General features: G+C 52.2%; 13 protein-coding genes and 1 rRNA gene. 10 read left to right on the top strand and 4 right to left on the bottom strand.

The annotated features are described in order from the left end of the window. The first annotated feature begins 6 nt into the window (after positions 1 to 6). The 9 genes from rrf (at position 7) to brnQ (ending at position 8359) form a co-directional block, all read left to right on the top strand. Positions 7 to 123: ribosomal RNA gene (rrf, locus tag ACYVUV_RS00005) — 5S ribosomal RNA — on the top strand. A gap of 464 nt (positions 124 to 587) precedes the next feature. Further along, positions 588 to 1898: a PTS sugar transporter subunit IIC gene (locus ACYVUV_RS00010; protein ID WP_439775047.1), complete on the top strand. Its 1311-nt coding sequence runs from the start codon at positions 588 to 590 to the stop codon at positions 1896 to 1898. Further along, complete coding sequence (locus ACYVUV_RS00015) at positions 1891 to 2778, top strand: alpha/beta hydrolase (protein WP_439775048.1); 888 nt, start codon at positions 1891 to 1893, stop codon at positions 2776 to 2778. The genes ACYVUV_RS00010 and ACYVUV_RS00015 overlap by 8 nt, the downstream gene beginning before the upstream one ends. Before the next feature lie 52 nt (positions 2779 to 2830). After that, complete coding sequence (locus tag ACYVUV_RS00020; RefSeq protein ID WP_439775049.1) at positions 2831 to 3640, top strand: Cof-type HAD-IIB family hydrolase; 810 nt, start codon at positions 2831 to 2833, stop codon at positions 3638 to 3640. Positions 3641 to 3643: 3 nt separating this feature from the next. Further along, positions 3644 to 4393 (top strand): gamma-glutamyl-gamma-aminobutyrate hydrolase family protein, encoded by a 750-nt coding sequence (locus ACYVUV_RS00025; RefSeq protein WP_439775050.1) that lies wholly within the window; start codon positions 3644 to 3646, stop codon positions 4391 to 4393. Positions 4394 to 4548: 155 nt separating this feature from the next. Then, entirely contained in the window at positions 4549 to 5460 is a 912-nt protein-coding gene (locus ACYVUV_RS00030) for a DMT family transporter (protein ID WP_439775055.1), read from the top strand. Between the two features lie 96 nt (positions 5461 to 5556). Beyond that, complete coding sequence (locus tag ACYVUV_RS00035) at positions 5557 to 6267, top strand: AzlC family ABC transporter permease (protein ID WP_439775051.1); 711 nt, start codon at positions 5557 to 5559, stop codon at positions 6265 to 6267. Continuing rightward, positions 6251 to 6574, top strand: coding sequence for an AzlD domain-containing protein (locus tag ACYVUV_RS00040; protein ID WP_439775052.1), 324 nt, complete (start codon positions 6251 to 6253; stop codon positions 6572 to 6574). The genes ACYVUV_RS00035 and ACYVUV_RS00040 overlap by 17 nt, the downstream gene beginning before the upstream one ends. Before the next feature lie 420 nt (positions 6575 to 6994). Next, complete coding sequence (gene brnQ / locus ACYVUV_RS00045; protein ID WP_439775053.1) at positions 6995 to 8359, top strand: branched-chain amino acid transport system II carrier protein; 1365 nt, start codon at positions 6995 to 6997, stop codon at positions 8357 to 8359. Positions 8360 to 8440: 81 nt separating this feature from the next. On the opposite strand, the gene ACYVUV_RS00050 is transcribed toward brnQ, so the two are convergent. The 4 genes from ACYVUV_RS00050 to ACYVUV_RS00065 all read right to left on the bottom strand — a co-directional run bounded on the left by ACYVUV_RS00050 (position 8441) and on the right by ACYVUV_RS00065 (position 14809). After that, on the bottom strand, positions 8441 to 11437 hold the full coding sequence (locus ACYVUV_RS00050; RefSeq protein ID WP_484498846.1) for a diguanylate cyclase domain-containing protein: 2997 nt from the start codon (positions 11435 to 11437) through the stop codon (positions 8441 to 8443). A 126-nt stretch (positions 11438 to 11563) separates the two neighbouring features. Further along, entirely contained in the window at positions 11564 to 13654 is a 2091-nt protein-coding gene (locus tag ACYVUV_RS00055) for an ATP-dependent Clp protease ATP-binding subunit (protein WP_439776282.1), read from the bottom strand. Between the two features lie 123 nt (positions 13655 to 13777). Continuing rightward, a complete protein-coding gene (locus ACYVUV_RS00060; protein ID WP_270449283.1) occupies positions 13778 to 14014 on the bottom strand; it encodes a transcriptional regulator in 237 nt (78 codons plus the stop codon). A gap of 126 nt (positions 14015 to 14140) precedes the next feature. Further along, the gene (locus tag ACYVUV_RS00065) at positions 14141 to 14809 is read right to left on the bottom strand and encodes a type 1 glutamine amidotransferase (protein ID WP_439776283.1); all 669 of its coding nucleotides are present in this window, start codon (positions 14807 to 14809) and stop codon (positions 14141 to 14143) included. Between the two features lie 194 nt (positions 14810 to 15003). On the opposite strand from ACYVUV_RS00065, the gene glpK reads away from it, so the two are divergent. Beyond that, a complete protein-coding gene (gene glpK, locus ACYVUV_RS00070; protein ID WP_439776284.1) occupies positions 15004 to 16512 on the top strand; it encodes a glycerol kinase GlpK in 1509 nt (502 codons plus the stop codon).

Here is a 16512-nt window from a genome sequence, read left to right on the forward strand (position 1 = left end):
AGAGAGTGCGGTGGCAATGGCAAGAAGGATACACCTGTTCCCATGCCGAACACAGCAGTTAAGCTTCTTAACGCCGAAAGTAGTTGGTGGGAAACTGCCTGCGAGGATAGGAAGCTGCCGCGCGAGTCAAGAGTCAGACGGAAGTCTGGCTCTTTTTGTTTTATTCTCTGTTTTCTTTTTTGCTTAAATTCTATATGCATATTACAGGATAATTGCAGTTTGTTTTCTTTTAAGTTACAAGTTACTTACTTTTCTAAAGCATTTCTTAAGGATGGGCAGATGACTCGCATTTTTTCTGCTTGGCCGTTACAATAAAAATATAGCTTATAATTTTAAACACAAACATCATAGAAAGCAGGCAGCTACCATGGGATTGCTAACACTCATCATCGGTTTGGTAATGCTGGTTAACCCCACATTGGCAACTGAGACAGCTAACAGTGTTGAATAAATACATTTCTTTTGTTACTTTTTTAAACCGGGCCAGGAATTGGTCCGGTTTTTGTTGTGAAAAAAGCGGAGAAAAATTTGCTCATTCGTAATTTGAATTTGTATAATTAAAGTAGTTTTTGTGGGGGGAAGAGTAAATGGACAAATTAGCTAAGTGGTGCATTTGGCTGCGCCGCCGCTCCTTTTTCAGAGTGGCTCAGCGGACTTTTGCTGTTCTAATGCCGATCGCGACGGTCGGGGCCTTTTTCCAGGTTTTGCAGGACAGCGTCTTCGCGCCGGAAAGTTTTATCTACAATTTATTTGATTTTGACAAAATCATGAGCGACCGTTTCTGGGACATCGGGACCAGCCTGTCGCAGTCCGTGGTTGAAGTTATCTTCGGCCTTTTTTGCCTGTTCACGGTTTATTTCTCAGCATCTTTTACGGCCAAAATTTACCGTAAAGATGCCACGATGGCCGGGATCAGTGCGACAACTAGTCTCTTAGTCATGGTCTACCTCTTTCAGCTGGGCCTGACTGGGCGGATTTCTTTGCTCTCTGGGGGCTATTTAGGCTTCCAGTACGCCTTCTTTGCCCTCTTGCTGGGTTATGGGGTAGGGCAGGTCTTTCACTGGCTGGGAGCCGATTATGAGTCTGTCAACTATGAACACACCAAATTAGTTCAGGACCGGGCGATCAAGGCCTTGAAGCCAACCCTGGTCACTGTAATTGGCGGCGTCATTGTCGGTGGGATCCTCTATGCCGTCATCAGCAAGGTTAAGGCTAACTTCAGCTTGAGTGCTGTAACTTCATCGGTTGAGAACTCCAACAACCTCCTTTTGACAGTACCGTCAACAGCCTTGGCCTCCTTCCTCAGCTGGCTGGGTATCGATGCCCCGATTCTCAATTTGAGCAATGTTGAAAATTCAGCCGCGGCAACCGCCAACTTGACTTACGTCTTGCGGCGGGGGTCAATCTGGAAGATCCCTTACCCATACCTGGGTGGATCTTTGATCTCGACTTACGGGGTCATGGGCGGCTGCGGGGCTATTCTGGCTTTGGCCGTAGCCATCTTGATCTGGGGAAGACGCAAAGAACCGGAAACTGTAGCCAAGATGAACCTCTGGCCGCTTTTATTCAGCTCTCCTCGGGGCTTTTTGGTCGGATTGCCGGTAATCCTCAACCCGATCTATGTTCTCCAGCTGGTTTTCGTGCCAGTCGTGAACATGCTGATCGCGGCTTTGGCGATTTCCTTGCACATCGTGCCAACGCCGGTTTACCCGATTTTGACCGGGACGCCGGGGCCCTTGGTGCCATTTTTTGCTACTAACGGCAACTGGCCAACCTTGATTTTCAGTATCTTCCTCTTCTGCCTGGACGTGGTTATGATGATTCCAGCCGTTAAACTGGACAACCGGACCAAGGCCCTGCTGAAGGACTATGAAATGGAGGATGACCGTCATGTTTAAGAGCCGCAACTGGAAACTGATCGTCATTGCCTTGACGATCATCATTTTATTGGCCATTCCAGGCTATTCCTGGATGAAAAAGACCAACAAGGAACACGCTGAGCGGCAAAGGTCCCAGCTGTCGCCTTTAATCATGGTTCCCGGCTCAAGTGCCACCGTCAACCGTTTCAACGAACTGGTTGACCTGCTTAACGAGAACACTCCTTACAAGCACAGCCTGCTCAAGGTCGAAATTAGTGAAGACGGGACCTTGACTTACTCTGGCTCAATTAAAAAAGGGGACAATGAACCCTTTATCGTGGTCGGCTTCCAAAACAACCATGACGGCTACAGCAATATCAAGAAGCAGGCCGGCTGGCTGGACGATGCCTTTTACGAGATTGCCAAGACTTACAAGTTCAACAACTTCAAGGCTTTTGGCCACTCAAACGGGGGCCTCATCTGGACCTACTGGCTGGAACACTACTACAGCGACTATTCAGACGAAATCACCATCAAGCGTTTGATGACCCTGGGTTCGCCATACAACTTCAGTGAAAAGAGCACCAAGTACAAGACGCAAATGCTGACGGACTTTATCAAGTACCGCAAGCGCCTGCCGAAAAATCTGATCGTCTACTCCCTATCCGGCGGGGAAAACTACGAATCTGACGGGATCGTGCCGGAAAGCAGTGTGGAAGCCGGCAAGTACATCTTCCAAAACCAGGTCAAAGGCTACACCATGATGACCGTCACCGGGGCTGAAGCCCAGCACTCCAGCTTGCCGCAGAACAAGCAGGTGGTGAAGATGATCCAGCAGTACTTGCTCAAGCAGCAGACTAAGCCGGGCCCAAGCAACAGCCAAAACACCAAGCACAAGTCAACTAGTGCAAGTGACTAGGAGGCAGCCGCTTTTTGCCGTAAAATAGTAGCAAAGATGAAAGGATACATGCATGAAGATTAAATTGATCGCGGTGGACCTGGACGGGACCCTGCTGACTTCCAGAAAGAAGGTCAGCCCTAAGACCCTGGCGACCTTGAAAAAGGCCCGGGAAAAGGGAATTTACGTGGTGCCCCTGTCCGGCCGGCCCCTGCCTGGCGTCTTGAAGGTCTTTGAGCCCTTCAAGCTGGACCTGGCAGACAACTTTGCTATTTGCTACAACGGCGGCCTGGTCCAGCGGATGGACGGGGAAGTCTTGAGCGCCAGCCCCTTGACTGACGAAAACGTCAAGCACCTGCTTAGCTTGAAGCAAAAGGGGATCATGGGTCCCTACTTTATGGACACCAAGGACTTTTACGTGGCGCCTGGCGCCAGCACTTTTGGCGTTGGTTTTACCGCCCGGGCCCGGAACATGGGGGTCAAGCGGCTTGAACCTGGCAAGCACTACGAATTCATCAAGGGTGAGTTCGTTTCCCTGCCAAGCAAGATGAAGAAGTTCAAGGCCAGCTTCAGTCCGGAAACTGAGCGGGAGTTCGAAATCTCTGCTTCCGGACGCCAGTGCCTGGAATTTAACACACCCGGCACCTCTAAGGGCAAGGCACTGACCACTTTGCTGGATCTGTTGAACATCAAGCCGGAAGAAGCCATGATTTTTGGCGACAACAACAATGACCTCTCCGGTTTCCAATTGCCTGGGGTCTTTAAGGTGGCCATGGGCAACGCGATCGACGAAATCAAGGCCGCGGCTGACTACGTCACGGCCAGCAACAACCAGGACGGTATCGCCTTGGCGGTGGAGAAGTTTGTAGACATGGGAGAATAAAAAATGGCAAAAGCAGTTATCGGCATCTCTGGTTCAGAAGTCACGATCCAGGCTGGTCCCTTCATGGGCGAGCCCCGGACCTATGTCAATGCCGCCTACGTGGACTCAGTCCTCAAGAACGGCGGGATTCCCCTGGTAATTCCATTTACCGCTGGCGGGAGCGAGATGGCCTTTCAGCAGCTGGATCTGGTTGACGGTTTGATTCTGTCCGGTGGCCATGACGTTGACCCTCACCTGTATGGTGAAGAAGTTGACCAAAAGAGCGGGGAAACCTGGCCGGACCGGGACGCCTTCGATATGGCCCTGTTAAAGCGGGCAGAAGAGACCGGCAAGCCTGTCCTGGGCATCTGCCGGGGCGCCCAGATCATCAACGTGGCCCATGGCGGCAGCATGTGGCAGGACCTGTCACTGCGGCCAGGTCATACTTTAAAGCACATGCAGGCCACCCGGCCGGACGTGGGCACTCATGTGGTCAAGATCAAGAGCGGAACCACCCTGGAAAAAATCATGGGCGAAAGCAGCCTCATGACCAATTCCTTCCACCACCAGCTGATCAAGGAAGTGGCCCCGGACTTGACTGAATCAGCCAGCGCCGGCGACGGGGTGCCGGAAGCCTTGGAAAGCACTGACGGCAAAATCATCGCCGTTCAGTGGCACCCGGAAGAAATGCACGCTAACCCGGCCCCGGAAGCGGCCATCATGAACCGCCTCTTCAAGTACCTGATTGATAAGGCAGAAGAAGAGAAGAAGTAGCAGAAATAAACTCAAGCAGCGTTTTCGCTGCTTTTTATTTTGCCTTTTTTAGAAAGAGACTAACAAAAATCTCATAAAGCTGTCATAATGTAAAAGGATCTGTCTTTTTCAGACAGAAATAGAATGTTACACGTGAAACGATGACGGTGAAGAAGATGAAAGACAAGCATTTGGGAATCCTGTTGGCAGTTATTGGTGCTTCCTTGTGGGGAACCTCGGGGACCGCGGCGGAAATGCTCTACCAAAACCCCAACATCAATACCTTCTGGCTGGTTGACGTCCGGTCTTGGCTGGCTGGGGCAAGCCTCTTGCTCATCTCCTTGGTTCACAAGGGGAAGGGGACCTTTGCCATTTTCAAAAATCCCCGCGACCTGGTTTACGCGGCCGTGTTCTCCATATTGGGCATTACCGGGGCCCAGTTCACCTACTTCTATACGGTGGCGGCCTCAAACGCGCCGACAGCCACCGTCCTGGTCTTCCTGGCCCCGGTCTTGATCATCTGCTTTATGGCGGCTAAGACCCGGCAAATGCCCCGGAGAATCGATTTGATCGCGATCTTGCTGGCAGTGGTTGGGACGGTGATTTTGGTGACCAATGGCAATTTATCTCATTTGGCCGTTACCCCCAATACCCTGGTCTGGGGCTTCTTCAGTGCCTTGACCCAGGCGCTAGCGATTGCCATGCCGGCCAAGCTGTTCAAAAAGTACGGGACCATCACCATTTTGGCTTGGGGGATGTTGCTGGGCGGGATTATCCTCAGCCCGTCTTTGACCCTCATGCCAGCCAAAGGGGTTACGGTCAAGGAATGGAGTCTGGTGATCTACATCGTGATCGCTGGTACGGTTTTCGCCTACTCACTTTACCTGTCCAGCGTCATGTATATCTCAGCCAGCCTGGCCAGCATGCTGGAAGCCTTTGAACCACTAGTAGCGACGATTTTATCGGTTTCTCTTTTAGGCAGCGACTTCGGCATCATGAAGATGATTGGCGGGCTCTTGATCATCCTGGCCACCTGCCTGCAGGTCGTGCCCAGTCCCCGCCGGGGCAAATTGCAAAGAAATCTTTAGAACTTTTTATGCATATTGCCAAAAAAGCCCGTCAGCTCAAGGGAAACTGTGTTAAAATCAAAGCAATGATTTGATCATTAACATGGGGGAAAACAATTGAACAATGTATTAGACGCCAAAACCGGGGTCAAGGATACCCTGCCGACCGTGCTCGGCTACGTGGGGATCGGGACCGCTTTTGGCATTATCGCGCATACCAACGGCTTTAGTCCCTTGGAGACTTTTGTCATGTCCTTGCTGGTGTACACGGCTTCGGGCGAGTTCGCCCTGGTCAGCATGCTTCCAGCCGGCAGCAGCCTGTTTTCAATCTTCGCGGCCACCAATTTGATGAGTGCCCGGATGCTTTTGATGACTATGACTTTGGCACCGAAATTCAAGGACGAGAAACTGGTTAAAAATCTCTGGCTGGGCAGCCTGGTAACTGATGAAACTTTTGCTTTGGCAATCACCAAACTGAATTATACCAAGGGCAAGCTAAGCTATGACTGGCTGAACGCGGCCAATATCGTGGCTTATGCCGCCTGGTGCCTGTCCAGCCTATTTGGAGCTTTGATCGGCAGCGTAATCACCGACACCAAGGCCCTGGGCCTGGACTACGCGGTGGTCGCCATGTTCCTGGGGCTGCTCTATCTGCAGCTGATCACCGACCAGTCGGTCAAGATTGAGCTGCAGCTGGTCATGATCGGGGTAACGATGGTTCTGACCTACTTAGGTCTGATCTTCCTGCCGGCCAGCGTGGCCACGATTGTGGTGACGGTAGTCGGTTGTTTAGTGGGGATGGTGATCAAGCATGTCTTTTTCGAGTAAATTACTGATAACTTTTCTGGTCTGCGGCGGCGGGGTAACTCTCTTGCGAATCCTGCCTTTCCTGATTTTGAAAAAATTCTGCCTGCCCAAGTGGATGGTGGAATTCCTGCAGTTCGTGCCGATCGTCATCATGACCACCTTGTGGTTCGGCAGCCTTTTTACGGCCAGGCAGGGGCATTTGCCCAAGGTCGACTGGCAGTATCTGACCGCGACTCTGCCGACACTTGTCGTGGCCTATTTCACCAAGAGCTTGATGTGGATCGTGGTCACCGGGGTGGCCAGCGTGGCCCTTTTGCGGTTGATTTAAATTTTTTTGGACAAAAAGCTTGCATTTAGCTGAGAAAAGTATTAGATTATAAACAAGTTAAAAAACGAGTTGAAACACTGAAAAGAGCAGAGTAGCCCCGGACATAAGTCTCACAGAGAGCCGCGGTCAGCTGGGAAAGCGGCAGACGGGTCCAAGGCGAAAGTAGGCTCTGAGTGGTTGGCGCGACGTCTTTGCGAAGTGTCAAATGGGTTCGCCCTTTACAGCGACAACGTCTTGGCCGACGGGCCAGCACGGGGTAAGGCCGTTTTGGCGACAAAGCGGTGAAGCAAAGGTGGTAACACGCGCAAGCGTCCTTGTAGAAACAATCGTTTCTGCAGGGACTTTTTTTTACTCGTTTTTTAGCAACTCGAGATTAGCGCTGATCTCCGGATATCATTAGTGATTGCAAGGAGATTTATCATGAAAAAGTTAACTAGCAAACAGTATTTGATCATCGCCTCTTTGATTTTCGGCATGTTTTTCGGGGCCGGGAATTTGATCTTCCCGGTTCACCTGGGGCAAATGGCTGGCAAAAACTGGCTTCCCGCCGCCATCGGCTTCATCATTTCCGGGACTCTGATCCCTCTGGCCGCCTTATTGGCCCTGGCCGTTACCCGGGCTGATGGGATCTTCGGTTTAGCCCGGCCGCTGGGGAAAAAGTTCGCCCTGGCCTTCTTGATCTTGGTTCACCTGACCCTGGGGCCGCTCTTCGCGACTCCGCGGACGGCAACTGTGCCTTTCTCCATGTTTTCTGACCACTTCTCAAAGGGGATGCAGCCTTGGGCTCTTTTGATCTACTCAGCCATCTTCTTCGGCATCGTTTACTACTGCTCTTTAAGTGAAGGGAAGATCACCGACCGGGTTGGCAAAATCCTTAACCCAGCCTTCCTGGCCCTGCTTTTCATCATCTTTCTGATCGCCATCTTCAAGCCAATGGGGGCTGCCAGCAGCACCCAGGCAAGTGCCGACTACCTTACTGCTCCTTTGACCAACGGCTTCCTGCAGGGCTACAACACCCTGGACGCCTTGGCTGCTCTGGCCTTCGGGATTACGGTCGTTACGGCCATCAAGGGCTTCAAGCTCAAGGAAGGCAAGGAAACTTCCCTGGCCCTGGCCAAGACTGGTGCCATCGGCTTTGCCGGCATCGCCATCATCTACCTTATCTTGATTGCCCTGGGCGCCAGCAGCCTGCACTACTTCAAATTGTCTGAAAACGGCGGGATTGCTTTTGCCCAAATCGCCCGCCACTACCTGGGCACTTTCGGGGAAGCCCTCCTGGCTACTTTGGCCACCATCACCTGCATGTCCACGGCTATCGGCTTGGTAGTTGCCTTTGCCCAGGACTTCCACAAGCGTTTTCCAAAAATTTCCTACCGGACTTTCTTGACCTTCAACTGCCTGCTCTCATTTGCCATTGCCAATGTTGGCCTGACCACCATCATCGCCTGGTCAACCCCGGTTTTGATGTTCCTCTACCCACTGGCCATCGCCTTGATTTTCTGTGGCTTGACCAGCAAGCTTTTCAACAATGACCCGGCAGTTTACAAGTTCGCGGTTTACTTCACCATCATCCCGGCCCTCTTTGACGGCTTGAACGCGGCCCCAAGCGTAATTTCCACTACTGCTTTTGCCAAGGCCGCCCTGGCCTTGGCCGGCCGCTACCTGCCCTTCTTCTCACTCGGGCTGGGCTGGCTGACTTTTGGCATTGCCGGCTACCTGCTGGGTCTGGGTATCCACCTGTACAAAAGCAAGGCCAGCAGCCGGGCAGTCGAATTAGCCGACTAAAATAAAGTATTTCCTTGCAAAAAAACAACAGATAAAAATACAGCGTGAAAGCAAATTAAGCTTCCACGCTGTTTCTTTTTGTTAATAATAAGCAGGCTTGTAGGGACTGCCGCAGCTGCCCTTGCGGCCGTTTTTCTTAACCTGGTAAAGGTTGTGGTCGGCCAGGCGGATCATGCTCTTGATTTCATCGCTGTTATGGGCGATCCCGTAGGTATAGCCGGCAGAGACGGTGATGTTCATGTAGAGGTCCAGGATCTGCACATGCTCCAGTTCGATCCGCAGCTGCCTGTCTTGCTTTTCAACCGTGTCAATATCGGTAAAGTCGCGCAGAATCAAGAATTCATCGCCCCCATATCGGTAGCAGTGGCCGATTCCGTAGATCTTGAGCAAAAGCTGGCTGAGTTTCTTCAAGACCTCGTCGCCATAGAGGTGGCCAAAATTGTCGTTGAACTTCTTGAAGTGGTCGACGTCCAGCATCATGACCAGGATCGGCTTGCCGGTAAGGTAGTTGAAGTCCCGGGCAAAATTGTGCCGGTTTTTCAAGCTGGTCAAGTCGTCTCTGGCGGCTTCATGTTCCAGCTGGTTGATCCGCTTGCTGGTGTTGGTCACGTCCGTAAAGAAGCCAAGCAGGCCGACGATCTGTCCCTTGTCATAAACAGGCGCTTTAAAGACCAATATTTCCCTAACCCTTCCCCGGGCCAGGGTCTTGCCCAGTTCTCTGATTGGGACCCCGTCACGCAAAAGCTGCTCTTCGCTTTCCTGGAAGTTTTCCGGGTGGATGTTGAGGCCCAGCTCATTATCATTATGGCCGATTACTTCAGGCAAAGACAAGCCATAGTAGTTTAAAAAGTGCTGGTTGGCCCCCATGAAATTGCGCTCTTTGTCCTTCCAGAAAAGGCCGAGCTTGATCTGTTGGGTGATAGCGTCCCAAAGGTTGTCCGTCTTGATTTTTCCTTTGTCCTTGTCCAAAAAGACTGGATTGCGGACTGGCTGCCCGTCCATGGTTGAGAGGAAGGCCTTGGTCGTGCCGTTTTCCGCCACCAGCTGCAGGAGAATCCGGTAGTGAAAGTGTGGCCCCGTTAAGACGTAAGAAGAGCTGTCGCCGATTTCTGAACAGCTTTTGACCGCGTCCCAGAAGCGAAGGCTATTGCTGTCTTGACCCAGCTCCAGTTCATTGACATAGTCTTTTTCCGTCCCATTGACCTTGGCCACCCAGTCCTGGGCGGGCGGATTGAGATAGGCCAGGCGGACCTGGTTGCCATCAATCAAGTAGACGGCCACGGGAGCGGAGCTGCCCAGGCCAGGCTTCTTATGGTCAAAGAAGCGGTAGGCTGGATCCAGCAAGTCGATTTGGTTTATCTCTTGATAGAAGGTCTGCTCCTCATTGCCTTGAGCTGAATATCCCTTTTGCCCGAGCAGCTTCAAGCTGTCCTTGAAAGGCGTGGCTGGAAAGAGGCAGTTGCCTTGGACCAAGACGGCCCCAACCGACTTGAGGAAGTCCAGCTGGAGCTTGTTTTCCACATTTTTAAAAATCGGCCGGATTCCCAGCTGCTTGCAGGCGCTGAGCAGGTTGGACAGAACCGCGGCTTCCTTGGAGCGGACCGGGTTCAGCGAAAGCAGGTCAAACTTCATGAATTCAAAAGAGTAGTGGGTCAAAAAGTTCGTGGTCGGGTAGCTGCTGCTGGCGCAGTCAAAGGCACAGGCGTAGTGATTGTCTTCCAAAGCGGCTAAAAGCTGCTTGATCGTTTCCGGTTTGCAGGCACTGGAAACGGCCAGGTCAAAGATCAGCTGGCTGTGGGGCAGCTGGTATTTCTGCATCAGCCGGTTGACTTCTTTGAGGAAAAGCTCGTTTTCCAGGTCATCGGTGGACAAATTGATCACGAGGGGGACGATCTGCAGATCTTGTTTCCGGCGACAGGCGTAGATTTTGCAGGCTTCTTCCAAAATATGCAGGTCCAGCAGGTGGGAGAGCTGGCTTTCTTCCAGCACCGGCAGAAAGTCTTCTGGATACATGGTCCCGTAGACCGGATCCTTCCACCGGGCAAGGAGTTCAAAGGCTGCGATCTTGTGATTCATGAGGTTGATGACTGGCTGCACGTCAGAGTTGATCCAGCCCTTCTGCAGGGCTTCGCTGAAGTGGCCCAGGATGTAGTCGCGCTTGTCAACTTTCTCTTGAACTTTGGCCGTATAGTAGTTGCAGACCCGGTTTGAATTGCTGGAGGCAAACAGGGCAAAGCGGGCCTTGTCAACGGCGGCCAGGGCCAGCTCGTTAGCTTCATCTGCCAGGTAGATTCCGCAGTGAATAGTGGCCAGGTGGCCTTCAGAAAGTGCCTTGACCTTCAGATTCAGCTTGACCAGCTGATTGTCAATCTGGCTGGAGTCAGTAATGATGACAAACTGGTCCTGGAAGTAGCGGACCAGGTGGGCATCCGGGAATTCCTTTTTTAGCAGCGTGGCCAATTGGCAAAGGAAGGCATCGCCCTTGAGGTAGCCAAAGCGGTTGTTGTAGACGTGCATGTTTTTGATGTCCAGAATAACCACGGCTGCCTGGCCGCGGTCCTTGATGATTTCGCGCAGGTAGTGGCCGCCACTTTCGTTGAAGTTGGTCATATTGGCCAGGCCGGTCAGTCCGTCGATCAAGTCATGCTTTTTAGGAGCTTTGAGATAGGGATCCAGGCTGTCGATTAAGTCACTGCCGCCTGTCGTCAGATCAAAATAATGGACGACCAAGAGCTTTTGACCAGTTTTAGTTATTTGTGATTTGCAATAAGCTAAAAGCTGGTGATAATGACCGCCGATCGACAGGCGATAGGTCATCTGTCCGCTGGCTTGCTGGCCCATTTTTCTAGAATAGGCCAGCAGCCGGTTCCGGTCATCCGGGTGGATCCGGTTGAAGCTGCGTTGGTTGAGATAGCCCAGCATTGATTCCCGGTCTGACTGGACCATCTGGCAGTAGCCATCTGATAAGAGAATGACTTTGTATTGCCCGCCAATCAGTTGGTAGATTAGGATGGGAAAAGGAGAGCGTTCGTAAGTTTCCCGCGCGTCTTCACTAAAATCGTACAAATTATCTGGCATATAGCAACCTTCCGTAAGCGTTCTTATATTACCTATTGATTATAATACAAAAAATCCGGATAAAGTAAAAAAGGCAGTCAAAAGACTGCCTTTTTTATGATTATGCAAATTGGTTAAAGAAATGAATTACTTGTCTTCACTGATTTCAAGAGCCCCGTCGACCATGTCAGCCTTCAGCTTCTTGACATCCAAGTGGTCCAGGTAGTAGTCGGTGACTTTGTCACGGATTTCCTGCTCGATGACTCTTCTCAGTGGCCGTGCGCCCATAGCTTCATCGTAGCCTTGTTCAATCAAGTAGTCCTTGGCGCTTTCGCTGACAGTCAAGCTGATGCCCTTCTTGGCCAAAGTCTTGTTTACGTCAGCCAGCATCAAGTTGACAATTTCCTTCAAGTCTTCCTTGGTCAGGTGGCTGAATTCGATGACCGCGTTGAAGCGGTTGAGGAATTCCGGTCTGAAGTAAGGAGCCAGCCGGTCCATCAGCTTTTCATCCTTCTTAGCGTTGCCCATCAGCTTTTCATTGCCAAAGCCGGCGTTAGAGGTAGCGATAATGATGGTGTTCTTGAAGTTGACCGTATTGCCTTGCCCGTCAGTTAAGCGGCCGTCGTCAAGCACTTGCAAGAGCAGGGTGATGACCTGCGGGTCAGCCTTTTCAATTTCGTCCAAAAGGATGATTGAGTAAGGGTTGCGGCGAACCTTTTCCGTCAAGGTGTTGGAGTTGTCATCGTAGCCCACGTAGCCGGCGGTGGTCCCGATCAGCTTGGAAACGGCCGTCCGGTCGGAGTATTCAGACATGTCCAGGCGGATGATGGCATCCTTAGAGCCAAACATGTCCAAGGCCAGCTGCTTGGCCAGTTCCGTCTTGCCGACCCCGGTCGGGCCGACGAAGAGGAAGGAGCCAATTGGCCGGTTGCCGTCGTCAAAGCCGGCCCGGTTGCGGCGGATAGCCTTGGCTACAGCTTCAACGGCTTCGTCCTGGCCGATGACCTTGCCCTTTAAGCGGCTGCTGAGCCCCTTCAGACGTTCGATGTCGCTGGCGCCCATCTTGGAAACCGGAATCCCGGTCAGGCGTTCAACGGCAGCGGCCACGTCAGCTGGAGTAGCCACGGTCTTTCTTTCTTCGTGGTTTTCACTCAGCTGCTTTTCCAGCTTTTCAGCCTTGGTCTTGTGTTCCAGGGCTGCTTCGTAGTCTTCCTTTTCAGCGGCCTTTTCCTGGGCCTGCTTTTCTTCCTTGATCTGCTTCTCGATGGTCTTGGCATCGGTCACTGGGTGCTGGGCAGCCAGGTGAGCGGCGGTCATGTCCAAAAGGTCGATGGCCTTGTCAGGCAGGGACCGCTGCGGGATGTACTGGACTGAGTAGTCGATGGCGGCCTTCAAGACGTCGTCTGGCAGTTCCACATTGTGGTGCTTTTCGTACAGGGACCGGATCCCCATCAAGATCTTGAAGGTGTCAGCCGGACTTGGGGCGTTGACCGTTACTTCATTGAAACGGCGGGCCAAAGCGGCGTCCTTCATGATGGTGTTCCGGTATTCGTCTTGGGTGGTGGCCCCGATTACGGTGATTTCACCTCTGGACAAAGCCGGCTTCAAGATGTCGCTCATCCCCTTGGAGCCATTGCCGTCACCCATGCCGCCAGCGCCGAGGATCTGGTGGATTTCGTCAAAGAAGAGGATGACATTGCCTCTGTCCTTGACTTCCTTGACCAGGTCCTGGATGTTCTGCTCAAAGGAGCCCCGGTACTGAGTTCCGGCTTCCAGGCTGGAGATATCGATGGAAATAATTTCCTTGTTCTTGATTGCTTCCGGCACGTCCCCGTGGACAATCGCCTGGGCTAAGCCTTCAACGACCGCGGTCTTGCCGACCCCGGCGTCCCCGACCAGAACTGGGTTGTTCTTGGTCCGGCGGGAGAGGATTTCTGCCGTTTCCTGGATTTCCTTGTTCCGGCCGATGACCGGGTCGAGCTTGCCTTCCCGGGCTTCAGCGGTCAAGTTCCGGCCTAACTTTTCCAAAATGCCGTTGGCCTTCTTTTGCTTGCCTTGGACATTCTTAGCTTGTCCTTGCCCTGGGAGTTGCCCGGTCTTTTGGTATTCAGCGAATTCTTCCGGAGTTACCTGCCGGCCGTTGATCAAGTAGCGGCGGTTTTCGGAATTAAAGCCGCCCATTCCGTTCATTAAGTCTCTAAAAAGATCATCCATATCGTTAAAGTTGTCGTAAGCCATGATTTTACCTCTTTCTGAGTAAAATAAGGTGCTGGTTTTAGGCTAACTAAAAAGCCCTTCTGCATCAATCGAAATCAACACAATAGGACTTGCTCAGCGGTTAAACCAACCTTCGTATTTAGTTTAGTCATCATCGTCATCGCTGAGATAATCATTCTCCAGCTCACGCAGAACCTGCCACATCGCCACGTGCTGGGCCCGGGCGATCGCGTCGAGATCGCGCAAGTTGATTGACGTCGCATTTGATTGCTGCTTGTTAAATGACTTGTGAAGGGTAGTGTAGCCATAACCCGACTCTTTCGCCACCCGGTAAATGGTCAGGTGCTTGTCGTCGAGGTATCGAATAATATCGATCTTCATCGTTCTCACTTCCCTACGACAATTATTATACCACATCTGTGGTATAGCACAAGTGTGAAATAGCAAAATTTTTTAAAAAATCGCGAAAAAAAGACCAGCTCCTAAAAAGCTGGTCAAAAAGCTGTCTTATTGGGCCACGCGGGCAGCATGCCGGTCTAAAATCATGTCCACCAGGGCGCTGGCGACATTCTCGTTCTTAAGCATCGGGCCGTGGGACCAAGAGCCGATGAAGTTCTTGTAGCGGACCCCGTCTTCCTTTTCCTCATGGTTGTTGCCGTAGCCTTCAACCACCTTGGCGAAAGGCTTGAGCATTTCCCGGTCGTCCAGGAAGGTCTGGCCGGAGTGGTTTTCAAAGCCGATGGTCGGGCCCCATTCAGTTTCGTACTTGGTGTCGCCGATCATCCGCTTTTCCGGGTCAAATTCCGTGTGCAGGGGCAGGATCCCCAGGCCCTTGATCTTGGTCCCGGAAATGGTGTTGTAGTAGGTCCCCATCAGTTCGTAGCCCCCGCAGATGGCCAGCATGGGGTTGCCGGCCTGGATGTAGTCGTTCAGGGTATCCTTGAAGCGCTGCAGGTCCTTGGCCACGATGCTTTGTTCATAGTCCTGGCCGCCGCCGAAGAAGACAAAGTCATAGTCAGCCGCGTTGAACTGGCTGCCCAGGGAAATGTTGTCGATTTGGGTCTGGTAGCCTTTTTTATGCAAAAAGTAGCGGAGGATCTTGACGTCACCGGAGTCCCCGTAGGTGTTCATCAAGTCTTCGTAGAGGTAGGCAATGCGAATCAAATTATCAGCCATAGTCAAATTCTTCCTTATCGTAATCAATTACACTGATTATAAACTAAAAGGGAGAAAAATAATAATCTAAAGACCAGGTCCTTTTAGCTTGCATTTTTCACAAACTGGCTTAGACTTAAATGGTAAGCGTTTTCGCAAAAACGGCGAAAAAGCAGTAAGTAAAGCAAAAAAGGATAAGTTTAAAGGAAGAAAACATGAGCGAACAATACATTTTGGCAATCGACGAGGGGACGACCTCAACCAGGGCAATCATCTTCAACCGCGCCGGCGAGCAGGTGGCCAGCGTGGCCCGGGAATTCACCCAGTACTTCCCCAAGCCCGGCTGGGTAGAGCACCAGGCTGAAGAAATCTGGAACGCGGTCCAGATCACGACTTCAACGGCCTTGATCAATTCAAGCATCCGGCCGGACCAGCTGGCGGCCATCGGGATCACCAACCAAAGAGAAACCACGGTGGTCTGGGACAAGGAGACTGGCCGGCCAATCTACCCGGCTATTGTCTGGCAGTCCCGGCAGACCAGCGAAATCGCTGAGCAGCTGGTTAAAGACGGCTATAGCGATATGATCCGGCAAAAGACGGGACTGGTGATCGACCCTTACTTTTCCGCCACGAAGATCCGCTGGATTTTAGACCATGTGGAAGGAGCCCAGGAGCGGGCAGAAAAAGGGGAGCTCCTTTTTGGCACGATCGACACCTGGCTGGTTTGGAAACTGACCCGGGGGCGGGTCCATGTAACTGACTGCACCAATGCCAGCCGGACCATGCTCTTTAACATTCATGACTTGACCTGGGACCAGGAGATCCTGGATTTGCTGAAGATTCCGCGGGCCATGCTGCCGGAAGTTAAATCAAATTCTGAAGTTTACGGGGAAACCGACCCATACCAGTTCTTCGGGGGCAGAGTGTCGATTGCCGGGATGGCCGGGGACCAGCAGGCTGCCTTGTTTGGCCAATTGGCCGTCAAGCCGGGGATGGTCAAGAACACCTACGGGACCGGGTCCTTCATCGTGATGAACACGGGGGAGGAACCGATCGAATCCAAGAACAATTTGCTGACGACGATTGGCTACAAGCTGGGCGATCAAGTAAACTATGCTTTGGAAGGGTCCGTCTTCGTGGCCGGGTCAGCCATTCAGTGGCTGCGGGACTCAGTCAAGCTGCTGAACTCAGCCCCAGAATCTGAGCAGGCGGCGCTGGAATCAAAAGATGCCAATGAAGTCTACGTGGTTCCTGCCTTTACCGGCTTGGGGGCACCATACTGGGACAGTGAAGCCCGGGGGGCGATTTTTGGCCTGACCAGAGGCAGCAGTGACAAGGACTTGATCAAGGCGACCCTGCAATCATTGGCCTACCAGACCAGGGATGTGGTCGATACCATGCAGAAGGACTCGGGGATTGAAATTCCAGTTCTCAGAGTCGACGGCGGGGCTTCAAACAACAACTACCTCCTCCAGTTCCAGGCTGACCTTTTAGGCAAGAAGATTGAGCGGGCAGCGGATTTGGAAACCACTGGCCTGGGGGCAGCCTTTTTGGCTGGTTTGGCCGTCGGCTACTGGGAAGATGTAAGCAGCTTGAAAGAGATTGCCAAGACCGGGGCTGCCTTTGAACCGAAGATGGAAGCAGAGGAAAGAGACCGGCTCTATGCGGGCTGGCAGCGGGCGGTTCTGGCCACCCGGGTCTTTGCCCACGGTAAAGATTTTTAG

Source organism: Lactobacillus sp. WILCCON 0149 (assembly GCF_057197965.1).

What these genes read in the sequence shown, in the direction of transcription:
- ACYVUV_RS00010 (WP_439775047.1), top strand. Translation starts at nt 588, where the DNA reads ATGGACAAATTAGCTAAGTGGTGCATTTGGCTGCGCCGCCGCTCCTTT.
- ACYVUV_RS00015 (WP_439775048.1), top strand. Translation starts at nt 1,891, where the DNA reads ATGTTTAAGAGCCGCAACTGGAAACTGATCGTCATTGCCTTGACGATC.
- ACYVUV_RS00020 (WP_439775049.1), top strand. Translation starts at nt 2,831, where the DNA reads ATGAAGATTAAATTGATCGCGGTGGACCTGGACGGGACCCTGCTGACT.
- ACYVUV_RS00025 (WP_439775050.1), top strand. Translation starts at nt 3,644, where the DNA reads ATGGCAAAAGCAGTTATCGGCATCTCTGGTTCAGAAGTCACGATCCAG.
- ACYVUV_RS00030 (WP_439775055.1), top strand. Translation starts at nt 4,549, where the DNA reads ATGAAAGACAAGCATTTGGGAATCCTGTTGGCAGTTATTGGTGCTTCC.
- ACYVUV_RS00040 (WP_439775052.1), top strand. Translation starts at nt 6,251, where the DNA reads ATGTCTTTTTCGAGTAAATTACTGATAACTTTTCTGGTCTGCGGCGGC.
- brnQ (WP_439775053.1), top strand. Translation starts at nt 6,995, where the DNA reads ATGAAAAAGTTAACTAGCAAACAGTATTTGATCATCGCCTCTTTGATT.
- ACYVUV_RS00050 (WP_484498846.1), bottom strand. Translation starts at nt 11,437, where the DNA reads ATGCCAGATAATTTGTACGATTTTAGTGAAGACGCGCGGGAAACTTAC.
- ACYVUV_RS00055 (WP_439776282.1), bottom strand. Translation starts at nt 13,654, where the DNA reads ATGGCTTACGACAACTTTAACGATATGGATGATCTTTTTAGAGACTTA.
- ACYVUV_RS00060 (WP_270449283.1), bottom strand. Translation starts at nt 14,014, where the DNA reads ATGAAGATCGATATTATTCGATACCTCGACGACAAGCACCTGACCATT.
- ACYVUV_RS00065 (WP_439776283.1), bottom strand. Translation starts at nt 14,809, where the DNA reads ATGGCTGATAATTTGATTCGCATTGCCTACCTCTACGAAGACTTGATG.
- glpK (WP_439776284.1), top strand. Translation starts at nt 15,004, where the DNA reads ATGAGCGAACAATACATTTTGGCAATCGACGAGGGGACGACCTCAACC.